General features: G+C 56.2%; 17 protein-coding genes. 11 read left to right on the top strand and 6 right to left on the bottom strand.

Features of this window, described 5'->3' with window-relative positions:
• Positions 1-100 precede the first annotated feature (100 nt).
• From CAUR_RS16195 to CAUR_RS16210, 4 genes are all read left to right on the top strand, one after another.
• Positions 101-3,628, top strand: a complete 3,528-nt coding sequence (locus CAUR_RS16195) for an ATP-binding protein (RefSeq protein ID WP_012258931.1) — start codon at positions 101-103, stop codon at positions 3,626-3,628.
• A 373-nt stretch (positions 3,629-4,001) separates the two neighbouring features.
• Positions 4,002-7,781 carry an Ig-like domain-containing protein gene (locus CAUR_RS16200; protein ID WP_012258932.1) on the top strand — a complete coding sequence of 1,260 codons (3,780 nt, stop codon included), beginning with the start codon at positions 4,002-4,004 and terminating at the stop codon, positions 7,779-7,781.
• A 583-nt stretch (positions 7,782-8,364) separates the two neighbouring features.
• On the top strand, positions 8,365-8,694 hold the full coding sequence (locus CAUR_RS16205) for a hypothetical protein (RefSeq protein ID WP_015909346.1): 330 nt from the start codon (positions 8,365-8,367) through the stop codon (positions 8,692-8,694).
• Positions 8,695-8,712: 18 nt separating this feature from the next.
• Positions 8,713-8,910, top strand: coding sequence for a hypothetical protein (locus CAUR_RS16210; protein WP_157866468.1), 198 nt, complete (start codon positions 8,713-8,715; stop codon positions 8,908-8,910).
• 34 nt (positions 8,911-8,944) lie between these two features.
• Here the strand turns inward: CAUR_RS16210 and CAUR_RS16215 are convergent, their stop codons facing one another.
• The gene (locus tag CAUR_RS16215; RefSeq protein WP_012258935.1) at positions 8,945-10,258 is read right to left on the bottom strand and encodes a GGDEF domain-containing response regulator; all 1,314 of its coding nucleotides are present in this window, start codon (positions 10,256-10,258) and stop codon (positions 8,945-8,947) included.
• Between the two features lie 239 nt (positions 10,259-10,497).
• On the opposite strand from CAUR_RS16215, the gene CAUR_RS16220 reads away from it, so the two are divergent.
• From CAUR_RS16220 to CAUR_RS16245, 6 genes are all read left to right on the top strand, one after another.
• Positions 10,498-12,156 (top strand): DEAD/DEAH box helicase, encoded by a 1,659-nt coding sequence (locus CAUR_RS16220; protein ID WP_012258936.1) that lies wholly within the window; start codon positions 10,498-10,500, stop codon positions 12,154-12,156.
• A 210-nt stretch (positions 12,157-12,366) separates the two neighbouring features.
• On the top strand, positions 12,367-13,419 hold the full coding sequence (gene ruvB, locus CAUR_RS16225; protein WP_012258937.1) for a Holliday junction branch migration DNA helicase RuvB: 1,053 nt from the start codon (positions 12,367-12,369) through the stop codon (positions 13,417-13,419).
• Between the two features lie 2 nt (positions 13,420-13,421).
• Entirely contained in the window at positions 13,422-14,201 is a 780-nt protein-coding gene (locus CAUR_RS16230; RefSeq protein ID WP_012258938.1) for a glycosyltransferase family 2 protein, read from the top strand.
• 601 nt (positions 14,202-14,802) lie between these two features.
• A complete protein-coding gene (mmuM, locus tag CAUR_RS16235; protein WP_015909348.1) occupies positions 14,803-15,762 on the top strand; it encodes a homocysteine S-methyltransferase in 960 nt (319 codons plus the stop codon).
• Positions 15,755-16,693 (top strand): heme-dependent oxidative N-demethylase family protein, encoded by a 939-nt coding sequence (locus tag CAUR_RS16240; protein WP_012258940.1) that lies wholly within the window; start codon positions 15,755-15,757, stop codon positions 16,691-16,693. The genes mmuM and CAUR_RS16240 overlap by 8 nt, the downstream gene beginning before the upstream one ends.
• Positions 16,694-16,784: 91 nt before the next feature.
• Positions 16,785-17,396: an SH3 domain-containing protein gene (locus CAUR_RS16245; protein ID WP_012258941.1), complete on the top strand. Its 612-nt coding sequence runs from the start codon at positions 16,785-16,787 to the stop codon at positions 17,394-17,396.
• A gap of 324 nt (positions 17,397-17,720) precedes the next feature.
• Here the strand turns inward: CAUR_RS16245 and CAUR_RS16250 are convergent, their stop codons facing one another.
• The 5 genes from CAUR_RS16250 to def all read right to left on the bottom strand — a co-directional run bounded on the left by CAUR_RS16250 (position 17,721) and on the right by def (position 22,249).
• Complete coding sequence (locus tag CAUR_RS16250) at positions 17,721-18,794, bottom strand: HD domain-containing phosphohydrolase (RefSeq protein WP_012258942.1); 1,074 nt, start codon at positions 18,792-18,794, stop codon at positions 17,721-17,723.
• 821 nt (positions 18,795-19,615) lie between these two features.
• Positions 19,616-20,467: an SDR family oxidoreductase gene (locus CAUR_RS16255; protein WP_044233703.1), complete on the bottom strand. Its 852-nt coding sequence runs from the start codon at positions 20,465-20,467 to the stop codon at positions 19,616-19,618.
• Between the two features lie 157 nt (positions 20,468-20,624).
• A complete protein-coding gene (locus CAUR_RS16260) occupies positions 20,625-21,059 on the bottom strand; it encodes an RpiB/LacA/LacB family sugar-phosphate isomerase (RefSeq protein WP_012258944.1) in 435 nt (144 codons plus the stop codon).
• Between the two features lie 27 nt (positions 21,060-21,086).
• Positions 21,087-21,638 (bottom strand): HD domain-containing protein, encoded by a 552-nt coding sequence (locus CAUR_RS16265; protein WP_012258945.1) that lies wholly within the window; start codon positions 21,636-21,638, stop codon positions 21,087-21,089.
• Between the two features lie 44 nt (positions 21,639-21,682).
• Positions 21,683-22,249, bottom strand: coding sequence for a peptide deformylase (def, locus tag CAUR_RS16270; RefSeq protein WP_012258946.1), 567 nt, complete (start codon positions 22,247-22,249; stop codon positions 21,683-21,685).
• Between the two features lie 221 nt (positions 22,250-22,470).
• On the opposite strand from def, the gene CAUR_RS16275 reads away from it, so the two are divergent.
• A complete protein-coding gene (locus CAUR_RS16275) occupies positions 22,471-23,385 on the top strand; it encodes a DMT family transporter (protein WP_012258947.1) in 915 nt (304 codons plus the stop codon).
• Positions 23,386-23,391: the final 6 nt, after the last annotated feature.

Consider the following 23,391-nt stretch of genomic DNA (forward strand, 5'->3'; position numbering starts at 1 on the left):
TAATGATAGTATCGATTTGTTATATCAGCGCTTGCAAGTGAAAACGTATTTCGCATGACTGGGCGTCCGGATCAGTTCCAGAAATACGTACCAGACATCTATGAATGCAGCACCGATCATTGAATTTCGCTTATTCGGCGTTCCACGTCTACGTTTCAATCAACGCGACATTCACTTCCGGCGCCGTCAACCGCTGGCAATTATGGCAATGCTGGCCTTGAGCGAGCGCTCGGTTACCCGTGATGAGCTGATCTATGTTCTCTGGCCGGATGTGCCCCAACCGGTTGGCCGGCAACGTCTGCGTCGCTCGCTCTGGCACCTGCGTCAGGCGATTGGTCCCCTCGCCGATAACGTGTTGCGTGATGAACCCGGGGGAAAAGCCGAGATCCTTTCCCTCGATACCAGCCAGTGTTACATCGATGCCTGTGTCTTCGTCCAGTTGGCCGGTCAGGTTGCAGAACTACCTGATCGCGAGAGTATTCGAGTTGCCGAGCAAGCAACGCAGCTTTACACCGGGCCATTGCTGAGTGGGTTAGAACGCATCGAGTCGACAGAGTTTGAACACTGGGTATTGCAGCAGCGCGAACGCTTTGCGCGTCTTCACCTCGATGTATGGCGGCGTCTGGTTGATGGTTACACCGCGATTGCTCATTTTGAACGGGCGATCACAGCAGCCGAGCATGCGTTGGCACTTGATCCGCTCTCCGAAGCGCTACACCGCAAATTGATGTGGCTCTGCGCCCGCACCGGACGACGTGCCGATGCGATTCATCAATTTGCATACTGCACAGCGTTGCTCCGCGAGGAATTGGGGCTTGATCCGGAAGCCATGACCTCGGCGTTGTATCAGGCGATTTTGAATGATCAGATTGAGGATGTTTATCATCTTGCGTTCCGTGACCATAAATACCAAACCAGCAGGAGAGATGTGAGTCGGCGTCAATGGCCACCGGGTTTAGGCATAACTCATCTTCCGGCGCTGACGGAACTCCTGACACCGTTGCGTGAGGGATTGACCGGCACGCCGCAGGTTGTTTGCATACAAGGGGCAGCCGGCAGTGGGAAGAGTTATCTGGTACGGCAGGTACTGGAGACGATCCGGGGCGCGATGCCAGAGGTACAGATATGGACGGCCAGTGCGCAGCAGCTCGATACGTACATCCCCTTCGGAATGGTCAGCGATGTGTTTAATGTGGCCTTGCGTCACCGGCTCAATCAGCCATTCACCACAATGCAGGCTGCGGCACCACCCGATCCCTGGATGAACGAGGTTGTGCGTTTGTTACCCGAACTACGGGCGATCTTTTCGCGCTTACTCCCATTTCGTGCTCCTTCGGAAACGGTGCCGCATCTGGCATATCGCCGGCTGTTGCAGGCAATACCGCGTGCATTTCAGGCGCTCATTGGTACCGATCCTGTTCTTATCGTTCTGGAAGACGTTGATCAGACCGATCCGCTTTCTACAGAAGCGTTTGCCTGGTTTATCCGCTCCCTATCCGCTATCAAAGTGTCACTGCTCGTCACCTGTCGTGATGATAGTACGATCAAGAAGATCATCGCCGACTCAGGCATGCCTGATCGCCTGCGTTCATTTACCATTCCGCCCATCGATCAACAGGCGGTGCTCCGTCTGGCGCAGGATGCAGGACTGAGTGTTTCTGCCGGTAAGCAACTCTGGCAGCAAACGCATGGCGAACCGTTGGCGATTCGTGAAATCTTACGCGCCATCACAATGGCTCCCGCTTCGGTTACACCACCTTCATCGCTTGCGGAGGCAGTCCATCTCCAGTTGCAGATGTGTGATGCTGCCCTACGGCGTATTGTTGAGGTGCTGGCTGTGATCTGCTGTGGAAGTGGCCTGCTTATTCAACAGGTGAGTGGCTGTACCGGCGATGAGGTTGAGGAAGCCTGTACATATTTTCAGCAACTCAATTGGATTGGTACAACCGAGACCCACTACTTTATCGCCCATCCAGAAATTCGCGCGGCCATCCTTGCGCAGCTCAATCCGGTGCGCCGTCAGCAACTGCATCGGCAAACCGCATTATGGCTGCGTCAGGTGAATGTAGAACCGGCACGTATTGCCTACCATTTGGAAGCGGCTGCTCAACCGGAAGAAGCTGCCCGGATGTGGCTTCAGGCTGCTCGCCGTGCCCACGCGATCTGTGTGCGCGACGCAGCGTTGTATGCGGTTCAGCGTGGTCTGGGCCTGGCCCAAGAGCGGCCGACACTGTTTGATCTGTTGTGTGAGCAAGAAACCATAACGCACGACTATGGGTTACGTTCAGAACAACAGATGGCCCTTGACGCGCTTGAACAACTTGTCAGCCAGACTCCCGATCATCCCGAATGGTGGATTGAGGTTTACCAGCGCCGTGGTCGCTATGCCCTGGTGTGTAATCGCTGGCAGGAAGCAGTTGATGCGTTGCAACGGGCTGCGGCTCACACCTTGCATCGTGATAGCGCTATTCTGTGCTCACTTGCTCGTGCCCTCGCTCATCAGCAGAAATGGAGCGAAGCCGAGGACGTTCTCCGTCAGACGGAACAGATCGTGCAGCACCAGGATCGCGATGCTCAGATTCGCTACTGGTGTACGTATGCCGATGTTGAACAGATGCGCGAGCGCACTGCGGCGGTAGAGGGTGCGCTCAAACGGGCAGTACAGTTGTCTGAGCCGACATCACCTTTACTGCCACAGGTCATGCTTCAACTGGGGACAATTGCTGCGCTCCGTAACAACTTCACGCAAGCGTTGCTCTACGCCCAGGAAGCACAGCGCCTCTTTGCTCAACGTGGTATGCCTGATCGAGAAGCTGCCGCCGCTGTCCTGGTTGCCCGGATGCTGGCGCGGCAACATCAATATGACGAGGCATTGGCAGCCTATCAACGGGCCTATGCCGGTTATGCCGCCATCGATCTGCGCCAGGGTATGGCTGCCAGTCGCGTAAATATGGCGACGCTGCTGCTACGGTTGGGCGCATTTGCTGAAGGTGAAGCGATGGCCCGTGAGGCGTACAACCTCTTCGCAAGTGTCCAGGATGGCCGGGGGATGTGTGTTGCCGCCAGTAACATCGGGGCAGCACTGGTATGGGGTGGTCGTGGTGCCGATGCTGAAGTATGGCTGCGTGAATCGTATGAACGGGCCGTTGCCGTTCCGCTGCCTGCTCAACAGGCGGCAGCGCTGGCAAACCTCGGCGCAGCGCTGCTCCAGCAGGGGCGGCTGGTGGAAGCTCGCCAGATGATGGAGCAGGGCCTGGCGCTGCGGGCAGAACAGGGGCATCTCGATGTCAGTATTGATCGGGCATTTCTGGCAATGGCCTGTCTGCGTCTCGGCGATATCGACGCTGCTGACAGGCATAGCCTGGATGCTGTCGAAGACCTGATTCGGGTGCCGCAGATTGAGAACCCGCAGCAAGTCTGGTTTGCACGGGCCCAGATTCTGCGTGCTCAGGGCCGCATGACGGAAGCTGTCGCAGCTTTGAAGTCAGCGGTGGAGTGTCTCCAGCGCAGTACACATCAACTGCCGGCACAATACCAGGAACAGTACTGTACCGTGTTTACCTTCAATCGCGCCATCCTGTGCGCCTACGACAATGATGTCTGGCCTGATCCGCCGCTGTTAGTATGAGATGATCACTCCACAAGAGCACCAGCTTCAGTCTACGAGTCTGAAGCTCTCCCTGACGATGCCCCCGCGAGGATTGCATAAGAGCAAGGGCAGACCTCACACCCCACCACCAGGCCGGCCATCCCGGCCTTCCACGTTCTGAGTCAGGGTTTTCATTTACCGCCTCTCCGCCCCACTGCCCTTACGGCTTTCCATGGAGTGAGGCAGATTTTGAATCTGCCGGTGATGTCAGCGATCTACATCAGGGTGTTGAAGCGATAGTGGATGGCCGAAATGAAATGCACGGCCATGTAGACGCTTTGTAGACGCTACCCTCGGTATGCTTGAGTAACCACGATGTAGACGGCAATTGCTTTACCCAGGAGAATCTGCTATGAAACAGCTCATCTATCTTATCCTTGCGATAAGCCTGATCAGTAGCTCGGCGTCATTGACTTTTGCTCAGCATACGCTGCCGGCATCGCACGGGGTACAAGGGGAAACCGGTTCGGTGAATGGCACGCTTGCCACCATTCCAGACGCCTGGGCAGATGACGTATACTATTTCCCGTTAACGTTACACAACAGCGTTGTCTTCTGGCCTGGATCGCCACCATCCTGCTCACCCACGTTAGAGTTCCCTGATCCTTGTCAAATCTCCAGTCGTACTGCGAATGGCGCACCTTCAACAAGCACTGCCCGTCTCTTGCACAATGCCGGCAATACCGGACCATTCATCAAATCGAACCTCGCCGTTGACGACACACATGTATACTGGATCGGTAGCGACTTCCAGATCAAACGCTTACCGCGTAGCGCTACAACCACGACGACGCCAGAGGTGATCGGAAGCACAACGTATACCACCTCAACCCTGCGCTTCGAGATTGATGTAGACGCCAACTACATCTTCTGGATAGAGAGCAATACTGCGTCGCCGATTTCGGGTCGGTTGTTTCGCATGCCAAAATCGGGTGGTGCAGTACAACTGATGGCGGAACGTACTATCAGTGGCTTCGGTGCAGGGTATTTTGAGAAATTGCGCGCCGATGGTTCTGGCGGTGCGTATTATGTGTCTACCTTCTTCAGCAGCCTGTTTCGTACTGTTCCAGACGGTGCCGGCTTCACCTCTACCTTTCTTGGAATTGCCGGTGTTGCTTCCTATGCCCTTAGCAGTTCTCATATCTACTGGGCAGAGAGGCTCGCTAACCTCGTCATCAAACGTGCACCGCGCAGCAATCCCAGCGCTGTTGAGACTCTGGCGAATCGGGGCAACACCGGTACCCCCACAGCACCGGTCATTGCCGTCGACAACCTGAATGTCTACTGGCAAGAGGTGCGTGGGTCTACTGGCCCTATCTTTCGGCTGGCGTTAAGTGGTGGTACACCAGAGCAAATTACCGATAACCAGGGTGCTGCTCTGGCTCTGGCGAGTAATGGCCGCTACCTCTTCTGGAATAACGGCACAATGTACCGTTTGCCGGTCAATGCTTCGACCTGGACGCTTGATCTGGATGTGACGGGCCTGGAAGTGGTGCAGATAGTTCAAAACCCGAATAACGATGTGCCCCTGGTAAGTGGCAAGGAGACGTTTGTGCGCGTCTTCCCACGTATTCTCAGTAGTTCACCGTCCAGGGCTACGGTCGATCTATGGCCGAATGTCCTGCTGTACGGGACACGCGGTGGTACACCGCTGCCCGACTCGCCGCTTGAACCGGTGTATTACGTCGGCAATGCGCGTAGTGTGGGATCGACCATTGATCGGCGCGACATCAATAGTGGGGTCTGGTTCCGCCTGCCGGCTTCCTGGGCAGATGGGACAGTACAGTTGCGTGCTGTCGTCAATCCCCGCCGTGTGCAAACTGAGACCAACTATACTAATAACGAAGTGTCACGGACGGTCTCGTTTGTGCGGAAAGCCCCGATCTGTCTGGACATCAAACCGGTCAGCACCGAGCGTGGGGTAACCATTTCGGCATGGCCCCGCGATGAAGGGGCACGGCGCTTCATCCAGTCTTTCTTCGTTCGTGCAGAGCAGTTGTTACCTACGCATGAACTGCGGGTCTTTATGCGTGGCGGTGATCCATTGCGCAAACCGCGCTGGTATCTCTTTGAGAGCGATCCGTTTGGTCTGTCGCGCACCAACGCCGATAGCGGATGGATGCTCTTCCTGCTCAAACTCAACACTCTCTTCGATAGCAATCTGTGTAGCGATGGCGGCAGGACGCTGCGTACCGTGATGGCGCAGGATTTTCCCGACCGTGAAGTCAATGGGATGAATCTTGAAGACACGGTGCTGTTTTTCACCTTCTGGAACCCTAATGGTAATTTTGCCCAGAATGTGCCGGGTGGTGGCGTGACCCTGGCGCATGAGATTGCTCATGCGTATGGTCGCGGTCATATTAACTGTCCGGTGGGAACCCCTGATGGTGTTGATGGGAGCTATCCGCATCCGACCTGCCAGATCGGTACTCCTGGCCCGAATGAGTTTCTCGGTTTCGACTCCGGTCTGAGTCGCAGGTTTGGTCAACCGCCGAGTCTCCTCTTGCCAGAGACAACCGGCGATCTGATGTCATACGCGCATCATATTCCGCGACCACGCTGGACATCGAATTATACCTGGCAAGGCATCTTCAACCAGATCAGTAATCGTAGCCTGGCGGTCGCAGATACCGGAGAAGATGTTTCGATTGCTCAGTCCACCGTCTCATTCATTGTCACCGGCTTCATTTCAGGGACGGTTGCTGAAATGCGCGAGTCGTTCCAGTTGCCTGAACCACTGCTTAGCCAGGTCACTGCTCAGATCAACGCCAGTACAGTAGAAAGCTCTGAGTATCGTATTCGGGCATTCAACGGCACAACACTGCTCGCCGACCGACCGTTGCGTGTTGCCGAGGCTGACGGTGATCTGGCGCCCGGTACATCGGAACCGGATCTGATTGGCTTTTTCCAGCGTCTCGATCTGACGCAGCGTCCTACCCGGATCGAGATTGTTCAGGTGGGAGGTAGTAGTATCGGTGGGCTGAATGTCAGCCCCAATCCGCCTACAGTGTCGATTACTGCGCCCACCGCAGGCAGTACTGTGAATCGCACGCTGACCGTAAGCTGGAATGCCAGCGATCCGGATGGTGGCGTTCTGCATCATATGGTGCGCTACAGTGCCGATAATGGTACCACCTGGACGGTCATTGCTCAGGGTCTGACGGCCAATACGCTCAACGTAGATATTGCCAGCTTACCGGGTGGCACGGCACGTGTGCAGGTTATTACCACCGACGGCTTGAATACCGCGATTGCCACATCTGCGGCGTTCTCGGTGGCACGTCGCACACCGGAGGTGTCGATCTTACTGGAAGGCGGACCTGTATTTGCGCCGGGCGACTCGATCACCCTGCGGAGCCGGGCCTACGATCCAGAAGACGGTTTTCTGAGTGGCTCACGATTGCAGTGGCAAATTACCGGCCCGCTCAGTATTACCGGTGATGGCGGGCAGTTAACCCTGCTCAACCTGCCGCCCGGCCTCTACACGGCTCGCCTCCAGGCAACTGATAGCGATAGCGGTAGTGGTGAGGATACTATTCAATTCTCTGTTTCACCCAAACGGATCAGCGATGATAGTACTGCACCGGTTGTCGATGGTTTCTGTGAAGATGCTGCCTACAACGCCGATCCACACCCTGTATCACTCCGCTACAATGAAGGCACTCCCTCGGCAACAGCGGCGCAGGTGCGGTTTGTGCGCGTAGGAGCGTACCTGTATGCCTGCTTCAGCGGCCTACCGCTCAGCACAAGTGCCACGGAAGCAGCCATCTTGAAATTCGATCTCAACAACAGTGCCGATGCACTGCAACAGGCGGACGACCTGATTATGCTGATCCAACGCGATGGCGTTGTCCGCAGTGGGCGTGGTAATGGCAGTGTGAACGATGTCTTCGACCCGATCCCGCAGAGCGTGACCGGAGCGGTAAGTGCCGGTACCACCAGTTGGAGTGCGGAAATGCAGATAGCGGTTGACCGCTTTGGGGGTTGGGATCGATTTGTGCGCATGCTGGTTGCCCATGATACCCGATCAGCCTGGCCGCGGGGAAGCGTTGCCTACGAACCGCAGCGCTGGGGAGTGACAATGCTGGGAGAGGTGAACTATCGGGTGAACCTGCCGTTGGTCGTCAAGTAAAGGTATGCTCCAGGGGAGAGGTTCCGTCGTTCCTCTCCCCTGCTGATGTCTTAGGGACGGACGGCATGTCCGGGCTAACACAACCTCTGCCGCATTGGGACACTCCAGCGCGGGCAAGAGTGCGCCCGGAACCATCCCACCGGGTTGTGCGGGCTGAAGCCATCCCTCACGACGTAAAAGCCCCGGTGGGGCTGGATAAGAGTGCGTTCAGGTTCGTTCCATGGCTGGAGTTTAACAATCGTTGGCCTCTTCTTAGTGGATTTGTCTTACCTCATCCTGGTCTGGTTGGCTTGAGTCTATTGATTGCCTTCACCGCAATCGTATGGTATCAAGAACAAGAGCTTTTGGAAGAAGCGGAATGCACGATTCACAGCCCGTGATGTGACCAGGCACTGCGGAATCTGAGCCGCACACATCGTCATAGGCGATCACGGAGCCTGACATCACCTGTAGCTGACTGGCGGTAATCGGGGTGTTTTTGATAAGTTGTCTCACTCGCTGGCTATACCGGTCTATGACACCTGTACCATTTATCCGCCAGCAGCTAATGCCTGGCGTTAGGCCCATGAAAGAGAGTATGCCTATGAATAGTGAATATGTCGAGCGTTTCGAGTCACCTGACGGCAGCTTCGCGATTGAAGTAATGTCGGAAGAGGTGCGCATGTCGCACTGGATTAACTCTTTTCGTATTGTCAAGAACGGCAGCGGAGTCGTTGTCTGGGAGCCGGCCAGGAGCTGGTCTTTAGAATCTCACACGTGGCTCAATGGAAATGAGGTGGAGTTGGTGTTGCGCAAATACCCAGACAGTCCGTACTTAACGGTTCGTATAGATTGCATCGGGCGTACTGCTCAGTTTAATAATGCCGTCTTCCCGTTGGCTACTTTAGAGACTGTTATGAACCTTGAAACCTGAAAGGGACAAGTCAACAAGATGGCAAAGGCAACGACGTGCAACCTGACCAGCGTCGCCGCCAGGCGTTCGTTATCGCCGTCGGCTTTGGCAACCCACCGGCTGGTGTGGGCTGAAGCCCTCCCTCACGACGTGGCAGCCCCGCCAGGGCTAGAGGCCCCCACACTCCGCCGGCAGGCCAGCCCACCGGGGCTGGTGTGGCTTGAGGCAGGGTTTTAACCCGCCGGAGCAGCACCGGCCAGGAACGACTGCCTCATCGTGCCAGTGTCGCCAGCGCCGCCTGCAACTGATCAGAGAGATTGAGGGGACTGCCGTCCAGGCGAATGATAACCTGCGCCCCAGCCTGCTGGGCGATGGTGGCATCCTCGTCATCGTTGATCAACGCAATCAGCGTGGAATTGTGATTCACTTGTTGCCAGATCTGAATTGGTGTGGATCGCTGAAACTCAGCAACAATAAGCGCCGGATGGGGATTGTGAGCGAGTAATCCCTGGGCTGCGATCTCGTTATCGGCAATGAGCAGGCGATAGCCACGTACATTGAGCGTAGCAATAATTGCTGCGCGCACAATGTCATTATGACAGACGATAAGCGCTTCGGGTGATGAACCACTGCGGCGGTCGTTGAGAGAGGGGGGGATTGCATCATCACTGCGCCGATCTATCTTATACGCACTGCCGGCAATCTGCTTGGCCGCCTGCTTCAATTCCGCCGCAACCCGCCCTATTTCGTCATAATTGCGAAAGCTGCGTGTGTAGGTCGTTACCACTGCGATAGAAAGGCTAATAATTCCAAACTGACGCACAATACCGTAGCGATCTGTGGCAACCAGATAGCCCCGTTGGAGATCTGCCTCGTCGTACAGGGTACGAACACGCTGGTCAAAGACCTGGATAATACGCTTGCACAACGTCTCAGGGTCAGCACCGAAGTGAATCACCACAAAATCGTCGCCACCGATATGACCGATAAAGTCTCCCGAAGGGCACTGTTCCTGTAAGACACTGGCCACGAGGTGTAGCGCCTTGTCGCCACGTGCAAACCCATAAACATCATTGAACGCTTTGAAATTATCGAGATCGATATACAGCAGGGCAAATTTAGCCCCTTGCTGGAGTTGACGATTGATCTCGGCCTGAATGGAGACATTGCCGGGTAAGCCGGTGAGCGGATTCCGGGCCGGTAATTGCGATGCTCGTCGCAATTGTGAGCGTACACGGGCCAGCAATACTTCGCGTTCATAAGGTTTGACAATATAGTCATCGGCACCGGTCTCCAATCCTTCAACAATGCGCGACGACTCGCCAAGTGCGGTGAGGATGAGCATCGGCAGGTGTGACGTGCGGGTGTCGTTACGCAGTTGGCGGATTGCCTCCAGGCCATCCATCAACGGCATGAGCAGATCAACCAGGATCAAATCCGGTGGCTGTTCCTGGGCGCGTTCCACCAGGAGGTGGCCATTAGGTACCAGTTCTACCTCGTACCCTTCGCTTACTAGAATTTCCCGCAGGAGCATGCCCACATCTGGTTCATCTTCGGCAACGAGAATGCGAGCCGGTGCTGTCATGTCACGCTCCTACCGCATTATATGAATCATATGAGCAGATGCCCAATGAAAGCGAAATCTTTCTGATGACTATAGGATACCACACACACTGGTGATCCGTGAAGGTGACGTTGATCCTAAAATTGTATACCGTCTTGACTTAAAAAGGGTCTTTCAAAATCAGAAATGTATGCTATAATTACTATCTTGCGTGGCATATCTTTGCCACGAAGTAATCTGGATATGTGAAACGGAATACCATGACGACTTTTGCTGAGTTGGGCCTGAGTGATGCGCTGGTGAGCACATTGAGCGGGCTTGGCTACGACGAACCAACACCCATTCAGGCCCAGGCTATTCCATTGTTACTTGCCGGTCGCGACGTGATCGCTCAGGCCCAGACCGGCACCGGGAAGACGGCAGCATTTGCGTTGCCGATGATTGAACGTGTCACCGACGCGCTGGTGGTGCAGGCGCTTGTCCTGGCCCCTACCCGCGAGCTGGCCGTCCAGGTGGCAGAGGCGATCCATCGCTATGGTCGCCACCGTTCGTTGCGCGTGTTACCGATTTATGGCGGCCAGCCTATCGAGCGCCAGTTGCGCGGGCTGGCTCAGGGGACGCAGGTCGTGGTCGGGACTCCAGGTCGGGTGCTCGATCATCTGAAGCGTGGCAGTCTGCGCTTTGATCACCTGCGCATGGTGGTGCTTGACGAAGCCGATGAGATGCTCGATATGGGCTTCGCCGAGGAGTTGGAGGCGATTTTGCAGTTGACGCCAACGGAACGGCAGACCGCTCTCTTCTCGGCGACGTTGCCGCCGGCAGTGCAAAACCTGACCCTGCGTTATACCCGCCAGCCGGTGCGGGTGAGCATTGCTGCCGAGCAATTAACGACCCCGCGTATCCGGCAAACCTACTACGAAGTGCTGGCCCGCGACAAGCTCGATGCTCTCTGCCGGGTGCTCGACGCCGAGATGCCTCAGTTGGCGATTGTGTTCTGCCGAACACGCCAGGAGGCCGATGATATTGGTGAACGGCTGCAAGGCCGGGGCTACGCTGCCGAGTCGCTGCACGGCGACTTAAGCCAGGCCGCCCGTGATCGGGTGATGCGGCGTTTCCGCGAAGGGCAACTTGACGTGTTGGTGGCAACCGATGTTGCGGCCCGCGGCCTTGACATCGCCGAGGTGAGTCACGTTATCAACTACGATGTGCCTACCGACCCCGAAAGCTACGTACACCGGATTGGTCGTACCGGACGGGCCGGGCGTGAAGGGGTGGCGATCACCTTTATCACCCCACGCGAACGCCGCATGTTGCAGATCATCGAGCGGGTGACACGCACCCGGATCGAGCGCTGCCAGATGCCGACGCTGGCCGATGTAGCGGCCCGCCGTCGTTCGGCGCTGGTCGATCAATTGCGGACGGCGATGGCCGATCCTGCGCTTGCCGGCTACACCACCCTGGTCGACGAACTGGCTGGCACAGGTGATCTGCGCACGGTAGCTGCCGCTGCGTTGAAATTGCTCTTGAACGAAGATCAGACCGATCAGGTGGATACGATTACCCGGCTCGACCCACCGCCTGCTGAGCGTCCGCAGCGCGAACGCTCGGAACGATCTGCGCGTTCGCCACGCACCAAAGCCGACACACGCAGCGAGCGTGTTGAGCGGACGATGGTGCGCTTGCAGATCAACCTTGGTCGCAACGATCAGATTCGCCCTGCTGACATCGTCGGCGCCATTGCAAACGAGTCCGGTTTGCCCGGACGCAGCATCGGCGAGATCGAAATTCGGGCACGGACAAGCGTCGTCGAAGTACCGCGTCGGGCAGCCCAACAGGTGCTCCAGGCGCTTAATCGGACAACGTTGCGCGGTCAGCGTGTCCGGGCTGTGCTCCTGGCAGAGGCGGCAGTGGCAGCCTGAACGGCTGGCTATGATGGGGGGGATTGACCAGCTTCAATCCACGTCCATCATCCAAACGCTCTAGCATTGCCATCGCCTCTACCACGGCTCTGCCAAATTGCAGAGAGAAGCGGGCGCTTGCCCGCTTCTTTCCTTTCAGCCTCGCCGGGCTATGCTATAATCAGTGGCGAGATGCGTACACCTGTGCGAACAATGATGGAAAGGATGGGCATGAGCGCCGAGCGGCTGGTCAATCCACATTCAGATAGCGACGACCAACAGGTTGAAAAGAGCCTTCGTCCCCGCACCCTCAGCGAGTTTATCGGCCAGGAGAAGGTTGTCGAGCAACTGCGGATTGCCATCGCCGCGGCTCGTGGGCGGAATGAGTCGCTCGATCACACCCTCTTTTATGGCCCACCGGGGTTGGGCAAAACATCGCTGGCGAACGTGGTGGCCAACGAAATGGGTGCCAAAATCAAGATTACCAGTGGGCCGGCAATTGAACGGGCCGGCGATCTGGCTGCTATCCTGACCAATCTCCAGGCCAATGATGTATTGTTTATCGATGAGGTGCATCGCCTGAATCGGGCCGTTGAAGAGGTGCTGTACCCGGCGATGGAAGATTTTGCGCTCGATCTGGTGGTTGGCAAAGGTCCCGGTGCCCGTAGCTTGCGCCTTAACCTGCCCCGCTTTACCGTGATCGGGGCCACCACTCGTTTGGCGTTACTCACCTCACCCCTGCGCGACCGTTTCGTCGCCGTGCATCGGCTGGTCTTCTATTCTGATGACGCGATGACCGAAATTGTCAGCCGTTCAGCGCGCATTCTTGGCGTTCCTATCAGCCCCGAAGGTGCCCGCGAAATTGGTCGTCGCGCCAGAGGGACACCACGGATTGCGAACCGGATTTTGCGCCGGGTGCGCGATTATGCTCAGGTTGTGGCCGACGGCGCGATCACGCTTCAGGTGGCGCGGGATGCGCTGGCCCAGCTTGAGATCGACGAATTGGGCCTTGATGAGAATGACCGTCGTCTGCTCCGGGCAATCATTGAACTGTTCAACGGTGGCCCGGTCGGTCTCAGTACCCTCGCCGCAGCCCTGGCCGAAGAGGTTGATGCTATCGAAGACGTGTACGAACCATTTTTGCTGCAACTCGGTTTCTTGCAGCGCACCCCACGAGGGCGGATTGCAACCCGGCGGGCTTACGAACATCTTGGCCTGCCCTACCCCGAACGCACCCTACCGGCTGATGACGAGAGTGGACCGCAACAGGCAACACTATTTTAACTATGCCGCACCATCCCTTGCTTTCGATTGCCATCATTGCCCGTGATGAAGAGCGTCATCTTGCCGGTTGTCTGCGCAGCATCGCCGGCCTGAGCGATGATGTGGTCGTTATCGTGGATGCCCAGACTCGTGACGCTACCGCAGCGATTGCTACAGATCACGGTTGCCGGGTGTTGATTGAGCCGTGGCGTGGCTTTAGTGCCCAACGAAACCTCGCGCTGCGCCGGTGTCGAGGCGATTGGGTACTCTTCATTGATGCAGATGAGCGCCTGACGCCGGAACTATTCATCGAACTTGCCACATGGAAGCAGACAACCCCTCCGCCCGACCTTGCCGGCTACCGGATTCCCCGCTACAACCTGTTTTTTGGTCGGCGTCTGCGTGGTGGTGGCTGGTACCCGGATTTTCAGCTTCGCCTGCTGCGGCGCAATGCGGCTCATTACGATGAGCAGGTCGCAGTACACGAAGTGGCAACGCTGAATGGCACCGTCGGGACACTGCGCGGGCATCTGCTCCATCTCAACATCGAACGGCTTGATGAATTGTGGCAAAAACAGGCCCGCTACGCGCTCGCCGAGGCAATGACGCTGTATCGGCATGGTAGACGGATGCGGCTGCGTAATCTGATCGGTGCGCCGGCGCGTGAGTTTTGGCGCCGCTACGTTCAGCTCGGCGGTTGGCGGGATGCCTGGCTGGGGCTGTTTCTCTGCGCCACTCTGGCCTGGCACGAAGTGGTGAAGTTTTGTATGCTGTACGGATTACGGCATATGTCACGACCGTGACCTTGGACTCACTGCCTAACAATTCCAGCACACCACCTGTCGCCATTTCTCGCTCTTCTTAAAACAACTTTTACCCCGTGAAGGTGACTTGTGGTATGATTAGTTAAGGAGTCAAACCCCGGTGGCGCCCGGACGTTATCCCGTTGTTGTCGAACAGTTACCCTGGAATGATGAACGTCAAACTTGTAGAGGTCATGATCCGCTAGCCGACTATCATCTCGATGCTACGCCTGAACGATGTACTGCTGGACGCCCGTAGGGGCAACGCATGCGTCGCCCCTACGGCCACTAGCGACTTGCCGGTGGTAGACCTGGTAGCGCTTCAGCACAAGGATCACATCTGAACAGTGCATGTTGTTGAGCAAGAGTTGGTATGACACAGGTAAGATAAGAGGACACTCACCATTCGCTGTTCGGTTGTGCAGGAACTGTAATCCGAACTGACGTCTGAACCAGGTGCTTGCTATCGGCACGGGGCCGGTCTGACTGACCAGGCAGAACATCTGGCTCAGGTTGGAGCCGGTACCACTCCTGCGACGAAGCCACGGAGGAGTTAGCGATTCGCAAAGCCTATTTCTCGCCGAAAAGAGAGATGCTCAAGATGAGTTCGCCAAATCCGATAACTGCTGCACTTGCCCAACGCCCACTTCTAATCCTCGACGGGGCATTGGCTACGGAGCTGGAGCGGCGTGGTTGCGATCTCGCCGATCCGCTCTGGTCGGCGAAGGTGTTGATCGAAAATCCATCGTTGATCCAGGCTGTGCACGCCGACTATTTTGCGGCTGGTGCTGATGTTGCCATTACTGCGAGTTATCAGGCAACGATTCCCGGTTTTATGGCGCGTGGAATCGCTCCTGATCAGGCAATTCTGCTCTTACAGCGCTCGGTCGCATTGGCGCAGGCTGCGCGTGATCAATTTTGGGCTGACCCGGCGAATCGCGAAGGGCGTCTACGACCACTGGTTGCAGCCTCGGTAGGCCCGTATGGTGCATTTTTGCACGACGGCTCGGAATATCGCGGCAACTACGGCTTATCCGTGGCTGAATTGATTGAGTTCCATCGACCTCGCATGGCTGCTCTGGCGGCTGCCCGGCCTGATCTCTTTGCCTGTGAAACGATCCCCTGTCTCGACGAAGCACGGGCATTAGTTGCGCTCCTGCCCGAATTTCCGCACCTGACCGCATGGATTAGTTTCAGTGCTCGCGATGGTGCTCACACCGCTCAGGGTGAACCAATTGCCGAATGTGCTGCTGAGATTGCTGCTCATCCCCAGGTGGCCGCAATTGGAGTTAACTGTACAGCTCCTCGCTTCCTTCCCGATCTCATTCGCGCTGTACAGGCTGTTACCGACAAGCCGATTGTGGTCTACCCTAATTCGGGAGAAGTCTATGACCCGGTTGGGCAATGTTGGATTGGTACGACTGAGATTGACGATTTTGTAGCCCAGGCCAGGCAATGGTACGCTATGGGGGCACGGCTGATCGGTGGTTGCTGCCGGACTACTCCTGACCACATTCGAGCGTTGGCTGCCTGGGCCGCTGCCGGGGTGAATCATGATTGAGGCATGGCCGTTCGATCCTTTCGTTATTCCCTCGCCGCAGGTATTACGAGTCGGTGCATACCCACTGCACGGCGCGCCGGTTTTTCACGTCGATCCTGATCACTATTACGCCGAATTGATGCTGAAACGGGCATTGTTGGCTGCCGACCACTCGTACTATGTGCAGGCATACCCTGAGAGTCTGCCGGCACAGTGGGAACTGCTGGAATGGGGATTGGCTGAGCTACACCGTTCCTACCCTGATTGGTTCGTGCTGCGACAGCGTGGGGCAGAACTGGAGTGGGAAAATCGGCTGACCAACCAGGTGTCAACAATTCGGATTGGTGATGATCTCGGTCTGTTGCCAATCGACTGGCTCGGTCGCCAGGTGCAGGAAGATTTGCTGCTGATGGCGGTTGATGAAGCGTCCGGGCATCCGCTCATTGCCGGTCAGCTCTGCTTTCCCAACCGCTGGTGCCTCTCCGATAAGATGGGGTTACCGCTGGCCGCTATCCACGGGCCGGTGCCCGGTTTCATCGCGCAACTGGCCCGATCAACTGATCAATTGATAAGTCGATTGCAGCCGCAGCGTCCCGTCTGGCGGCGTAACTGGTCACTGGTTGTGTTACCCGATCTTGATCTCTCTCCGCGCCTCGGTCCCCTCGATCAGCAAAAGAGCACAGTAACCGCAGACAATGCCGGTGAACGTGTCTTCTACCGTGTGGAGCGACAGACACTTGTGCGTATGGCCCGCCATCCGGTCGTCTTGTTTACGGTGCGCACCTACGTGGCCCCGCTGGCACAACTGACCAGCAATCCGCAGTGGACGGCTGCCATGGCTCAGCTTCTCCGCCAGCTCGATCCGGCAATTCTCGACTATAAAGGAATTACCCCCTACTTGCGTCCGCTTCTAGAGCATCTGGATCGTCGACTGTACGATCTGGTGTCATAGTCTGCCGCACATCGCTTAGCCATACAGGCTGAGTTGCCAGACAAAGATGTGCTATCATATGTCGGCGATGAGGCGAATGGAGGAGACGTTCATGAGAGAGAATCCAGAACGGCAGACTAGAGGTACCGATCCCCGACCAGGTGATGCGGCTCAGCGACGTGACACAGCACGTACTGAACGTCTTGACGCCACAGCGTCTGCGCCGCACTGGCGACCGACATCTGCTGTCAGTGGTACTACATACAGCGGCAATTTTTCCCAGATTTTGATTCGGTGGTTACAACAACGGGGTTGGATGTACCTGATTGGTGGCCTTGTGCTCATCGTCCTGATTTTTATTCTGTCGCTGTCTCTCCTACGGGGTGATCGTCGAGAAGCACCATTAGGTGTTCCTACTGCCCCCATGCTTGAACAACCCACAACTGCTACTGATATCCAAAGTGGTACCGGCACCTTAGCTCCCACCGCAGCCCCAACACCCGCTCCGCGCTTCTTTGTGGTCATCAATACTGGCGGTCAGGGTCTCTTCCTCCGCCCTCAACCCAATCGCAACAACCAGCCAATTGCTACGCTTCCTGATGGCACCCGCGTTGAGCAGATCGGCGATGATGTTGTCGGTGCTGATTTTGTCTGGCGACCGGTACGCACCCCCGATGGCCTGGAAGGGTACGTCGCTGTCGATTTTCTTGCCCCGGCTCAGTAAAACAATGTCAGTTCGTAAGGGCACGGTACGCCGTGCCCTTACCGGCAACTATCAACCCTGGTGGTGTCCCTGTGAGGTGCCGGTAGACACCCCGAAAGTGCACGCCGCCGGCTTGTCCACCACCTGAAACCGCACGCCTTTCCTGCTTCCGGTAGAGCAGTGCAACCCTGAACAAACTCGTACATACGCGAGAGTCCCCACACCGGTAATTCCCGCCCCCGGCAGGGCGGGAAGGGTGGGGGGTATTTCACATCATATCTGGAAGTAGAGAAGACGTGACCCGCTATCAGTGGTGTGATCTGTCCTGAAAACAAGAGCTAACCGCTAATCTTCTTTCCCTCCAGAAACCTGGCGTTCCATCACCTTCGTCAGGTCAGGTGCAGCAATGGAGAGAAAAAGATCAACCAGTTGCGGATCAAAATGTTTACCCTTTTGATCGTGAATGTATTGCCAGGCTTGCTCACGACTCCAAGCCTTGCGGTAGGGTCGATCATTGGTCAGCGCATCCCAAACATCAACCAGGGCAAAGATACGGGCCGCGAGTGGAATCTGTTCACCGCGCAAGCCTCGTGGGTAGCCGGTACCATCCCATTTTTCATGATGGCAATATGGAATGTCCAGGGCGGGGCGCAGGTAAGCGATTGGGTAGAGTAACTCGTAGGCATAGGTTGTGTGGCGACGCATAATCTCCCATTCTTCTTCGGTTAGTGGTCCTGGTTTGTGCAAAATGGCGTCTGGTACGCCAATTTTGCCAATATCATGGAGCATCGCCCCGCGCCACATATTGATCTGCTCTTCTGGAGGAATATTGAGTGCCTGCGCCACAGCCAGCGTAAGTTGAGCGACTCGTTGTGAATGTCCCTCTGTCTCTTTGTCCCGGAGATCGAGGGCACGTGACCAGCCGATCAGCGTTTGATCATACGCTTCGGCAATCGCCTGGGCTGCCTGCCGGGCTTGCTCGGTCAGGAGACGCTCCTGAGCTGCTGCGCGCTCGCGCTCTTCAATTAATCGGCGGTAGCGGTTGATCCGCTGCATCGTGCGCACCCGCAGGCGCAACTCGCTCAATTCGACCGGCTTGGATAAAAACTCATCAGCCCCGGCTTTTACCCCTTCCAGCCGCGAAGCCCGATCATCAAGCGCAGTAATCATAATAATGGGAACTTCAGCCGTCAGCGGATCTTCACGCAACATGCGGCAGACACTGAACCCATCGAGATCGGGCATCATGACATCAAGCAGGATGAGATCGGGTAACTCGGACCTGGCAGCCGCAATGCCGATTTGCCCTGATGCTGCGGTGCGGACGACACAGCGTTCACGTTTGAGCAGGCTACTTAGAATATCACGCACGTTAGGGTCATCGTCGATGACCAACACATTATAGGGTTGATTTTGCATAGGCTATGATGCTTTCCGGCTTAACGGATGTCGCTGCGATGTTTATTGTAGCATGGCGTGACGTGGTATATCGGGTTCAAATCGTACTGATAAAATTTCGGCACAACCACATCTGTAAATATATATAGCCTGGCTGTGTTCAGTGACGACATCGTAAAGCGATTGCTCGATCATCACACATTTTGAACTTCACGGTAAAAATCCTTTACTCATTTTAGACCAGTACAATTACTATCATATTACCAAAGCCATCACGCTTTTTGTTGATAGTTCCATATCAAACAGTTTGCAAGCGGAGTGTAAGGGGGAAGACTGCGATATTAGACACCATCGCATCAACAGGCAGACAACAGCGTAACTCCCGCTTCAGGCTGTGTACCGAAAACGGGTGGCCTACGCTCATCCATACACCACTGCCGCTCTGTGTAATATCAAATCTGGTTTGCTAAAAGCCATCGCTTGTGAGTGCCCCATCACGCTGGCAGTGATCGCGACGACGGAGAACAGCATCGCCCCTATACACACCGTGGTATCACGTGCCGGCGTGGATACGGTGTTCAGGTCGGATTGCCCGTGACGCATCGTTTGGCGTGGGGAAGCCACGCTTCCCCATCCGCCGCACGCACTGGCAGGCGTGGGTCGCAGGGTGTACCGTTGCCCCAATTGTTGAAACGTCGTTGAATCGCCTGATCGTCGGGCGTCTGGGCTAAGGTGAACAACATTCGTATGAGTGAAGGCAATCCTTCACCCACCCGTTATTCTGTGCGCTATTGCCGCGATCTGGTAATCTGCGCAATATCGTGCGGTCTAATGCGATCCCATCAGGCTGCTACCTTCTCGCGCACCAGTTGTTCGCTAAACTCCCATAACCTCTTCGCCAGGGCTGCACCTTGCGCTGCGGCTGATGGTTTGACAGGCTTCTTGCGCACAAAATACTGCCCACTGATCTCAGCAACTTCTGGTGATGAAGCCAGGTAAATCGAGGTCGCTGCTCCATGTTCCGGCGAGAGCATGAAGGGGCGAGCAAGGCGGAAGAAGAAGGCAAACAGGCCACGGGAGTCGGCGGCAAAATTGGTAGCGACTGCGCCGGGGTGCAGGCTGTTTGCAGTCACCCCACTGCCCTGCAAGCGACGGGCCAGTTCGTTTGTGAACAGAATGTTGCACAGCTTGGAGTCACTGTAAGCCTGGGCAATGTTGGGGCGCTGGGGAGAAGCGATCTGTGGGATTGCGATTCTGCCGGCGACATGCGCGAAAGAAGAAACGTTGATAATACGGGCCGGCGCACTGGCGATAATCCGTTCGAGCAACAGGTTGGTGAGCAGGAAGGGTGCCAGATGATTAACGGCAAAGGTCATTTCGTAACCGTCGGCGCTGGCCAGGGGTTCTGATACAAACAGACCGGCATTGTTAACCAGGACATCGATCCGTGGGCAGCGCTCCAGAATGTCACCGGCAGCACGGCGTACTGATGCCAGTGAGGCAAAATCGGCCAGTACTAGCTCTGGTTCTGGTGCTCCTTTAGCTTCTTGCATGATCCGTTGCCGGGCCGCTTCACCCTTGCTCTGCGAACGGCAAACCATGATCACGCGCGCTCCCATCGCGGCAAGCTCGCGTGCCGTAACGTAACCAATACCCGAATTAGCACCGGTGACAATCACCGTCTTGCCTTGCATTATCTGCTCCATCGTTACTTGCCTCATTCATACAAAAACCCCGGTACATCAACCGGGGTCTTCTCGTGTCACGTACATCCTTTTGTACTATACCACAGGTACAGGCGCTACTTGTCTGATCATGGTTCTCAGGACAAGGGTGAAGCGCAAAGTGGGTTTATAGCTTATCGAAGGCGCGCAACCGGTCAATAGTGACCTGTTCCTCTGGTGGGCATTCGGTGGCGAACCAGGCGTCGAGAATTTCGCGCACCAGTTCAGGCGTTGTGGTACGCAGACTCAGTGCCAGCACATTCGCATCGTTCCATTTTCGCGCTCCTGCTGCCGTTTGTGCATCGTGACAGAGGGCTGCACGGATACCGGGCACTTTGTTGGCGGCGATACTTACACCGGTACCGGTGTAGCAGCACACAATACCCTGATCGGCCTGCCCGGTGGCCACAGCTTCGCCAACTGCCCGTCCAACATCGGGCCATGGGTCTGATGTACCGGCAAGTGGTCCAAACAAGATCACGTCATGACCACGCTGTTTGAGTTCGGTGATAAGCGCATCGGTCATGTAAGTCCGTTCATCACTCCCTACAGCAATCCGCATACGACATCCTTTCCAACTGTATGGCTCTCACCGTCCCGGCATTGGGGAGGATGCTCCATACTGTTCAATCCTGTTTCGGAGTCGTGCAGCCAGATGTGGACTGGCCGAACCGAGGGCGGCGAGAATGAGTTCAGCTTCAGCACGATACGCAGCGATCCGTTCCGCCGACCAATGGTCAGGAGGTGGTGTTGATAGATTACTGATCCGGTCGGCCAGCTTCACCAGCCAGACTTCGTGCGGTTGTTGCTTGATACGGCGCAGGCTGTCGGCCATCCGTTCGGCCTGGGGGAGAGTCAGGTCTTTTGTAAGCGCCCGCACTCCTGCCGTGATTGCCGAACCGAAGAGCTGAGACAACTGCGCCTCGTCAGTATCAGTATCCTCAAGCACATCGTGCAAAAGCGCACAACAAAGCGCCAGCGTTGTGTCGTGCCCTGGCTCAATCATCAGCGTTGTCGCCACTTCCAGGGCAACGTCGCATAGATGCACGAGGTACGGCCAGGTACTGCCAGGGCGCACCTGGCCATTGTGAGCCTGGGCAGCAAAGAAGAGTGCAGCCTGTACCAGATCAGGTGTTTGCATACCGGTTCAGATCAGGCCAGATGTCACGTGACGCACTACCATGGCTACGGAGCCTGGTCAACCGGTTGTGCGTCACGCTCCTTCGTAATATCGCGCAACGTGCTGAGATCACGGATCCGTTCCGTGAAGAGAATCCCGTTGAGATGATCAACTTCGTGCTGAATGGCCCAGCCCAATAGATCACCGGCGCGGCGCAAGCGATGGTGTTTGCCGTTCAAATCCTGAAACTCAACTGTTACCCAGGTCTGACGCGGCACCATCCCGTACCAGCCGGGCAGACTGAGACACCCTTCGTCGCGCATGACCTCTTCCCCGCTCATCTTGACAATGCGCGGGTTAATCAACACGTATGGTTCGGCTGGTGCCACTTCAACCACACTGCCGTCGGCACGCTCCTCATATTCGGCAGGGATTTCAATAATACAAAGCTGGATGGGAATGCCAATTTGGGGCGCGGCCAGCCCGACTCCGTGAGCAGCGCGCATGGTTTCAAACATGTCGGCCACCAGTTGCTTGAGATTGCGATCTGGCAACTTGACCGGGCGACATTGCATCTTGAGGATCTTGCGATCCTCAGCATCATCAATCCGCAAAATACGTCGAATAGCCATATGATGTGTGTTCCTTGCCCGTAGGCTTCAATCAGTTACTTCTGCCATTCTACGACAGCGTGAGGTTTGCGGCAAGGTTTCCAGATGGTGGGATGAAAGAGGGAATTACTTGCATCCTCACTCCTTTGACAAGCCAAATATCCGTCTGGAGATGCTGGTCATGACAGATATATTTGTGGTACCTTACCCACGTAAGCTGCATCTCTGGAAGCCGAGGATGTATGACAACTACTACCACCCGCGTTGAACAGCCGGTTTTGTTTGCCGGTTTGACCCCAACCGATCTGACAATGTTACTTGTCGTGTTGATCTGGGGTGCTAATTTTAGCATTGTGAAGGCTGCGTTAACCGAAATCCCCCCGCTGGTGTTTGCGACGTTACGCTTTACGAGTGCGAGTGTGCTTTTAGTGGGCTTTATGTTTTGGCGTGAAGGGAAGCGAGCACTCCCTGATCGGCGCACGTTCTGGAAGTTGACCTGGATTGGTGTGGTCGGCAATACAATCTATCAGGCGCTCTTCACGTATAGTTTGACCATGACCACGGCAGCGAACGGTTCGCTGATTATTGCTACAACGCCGGCGCTGGTTGCTTTGGCGGCAGCGTTGCTCGGTATTGAGCGGATCCGTCGCGTTATGGCAGTTGGGATTGCGCTGGCGATTAGCGGGGTGGCGTTGGTGGTGGCCGAACGTGGTCTGAGTCTCGGTGGTCAGGGATTGCTGGGTGATCTACTGATGCTCGGTGCTGCATTCTGCTGGATGATGTACACCCTCGGCGTCCGTACTCTCGGTCAGGGTCTATCTCCACTGGCTATCACAACCTGGACGATGGTAACCGGTGTGCCGGGCATGATCTTGATTAGCCTGCCGGATTGGTCAACAGTTGTCTGGGATCAGGTGAGCCTGCAAGCGTGGCTTGCACTGGCATATTCGACGTTACTGGCACTGGTGCTGGCCTATGTCCTTTGGAATAACAGTGTGCGTGTGGCCGGCAGTGCACGCACGGCGATCTACGGCTGCGCCATTCCGCTCGTAGCAACCCTTATTGCCTGGCCGCTCATCGGTGAACAGCCGACATGGGTGCAGGGTATTGGTGGCTTGCTGATCGTCAGCGGGGTCTTGCTGACCCGTCGTCCGTGACCGGTG

Source organism: Chloroflexus aurantiacus J-10-fl, assembly GCF_000018865.1.
GTDB classification, from domain to species: domain Bacteria; phylum Chloroflexota; class Chloroflexia; order Chloroflexales; family Chloroflexaceae; genus Chloroflexus; species Chloroflexus aurantiacus.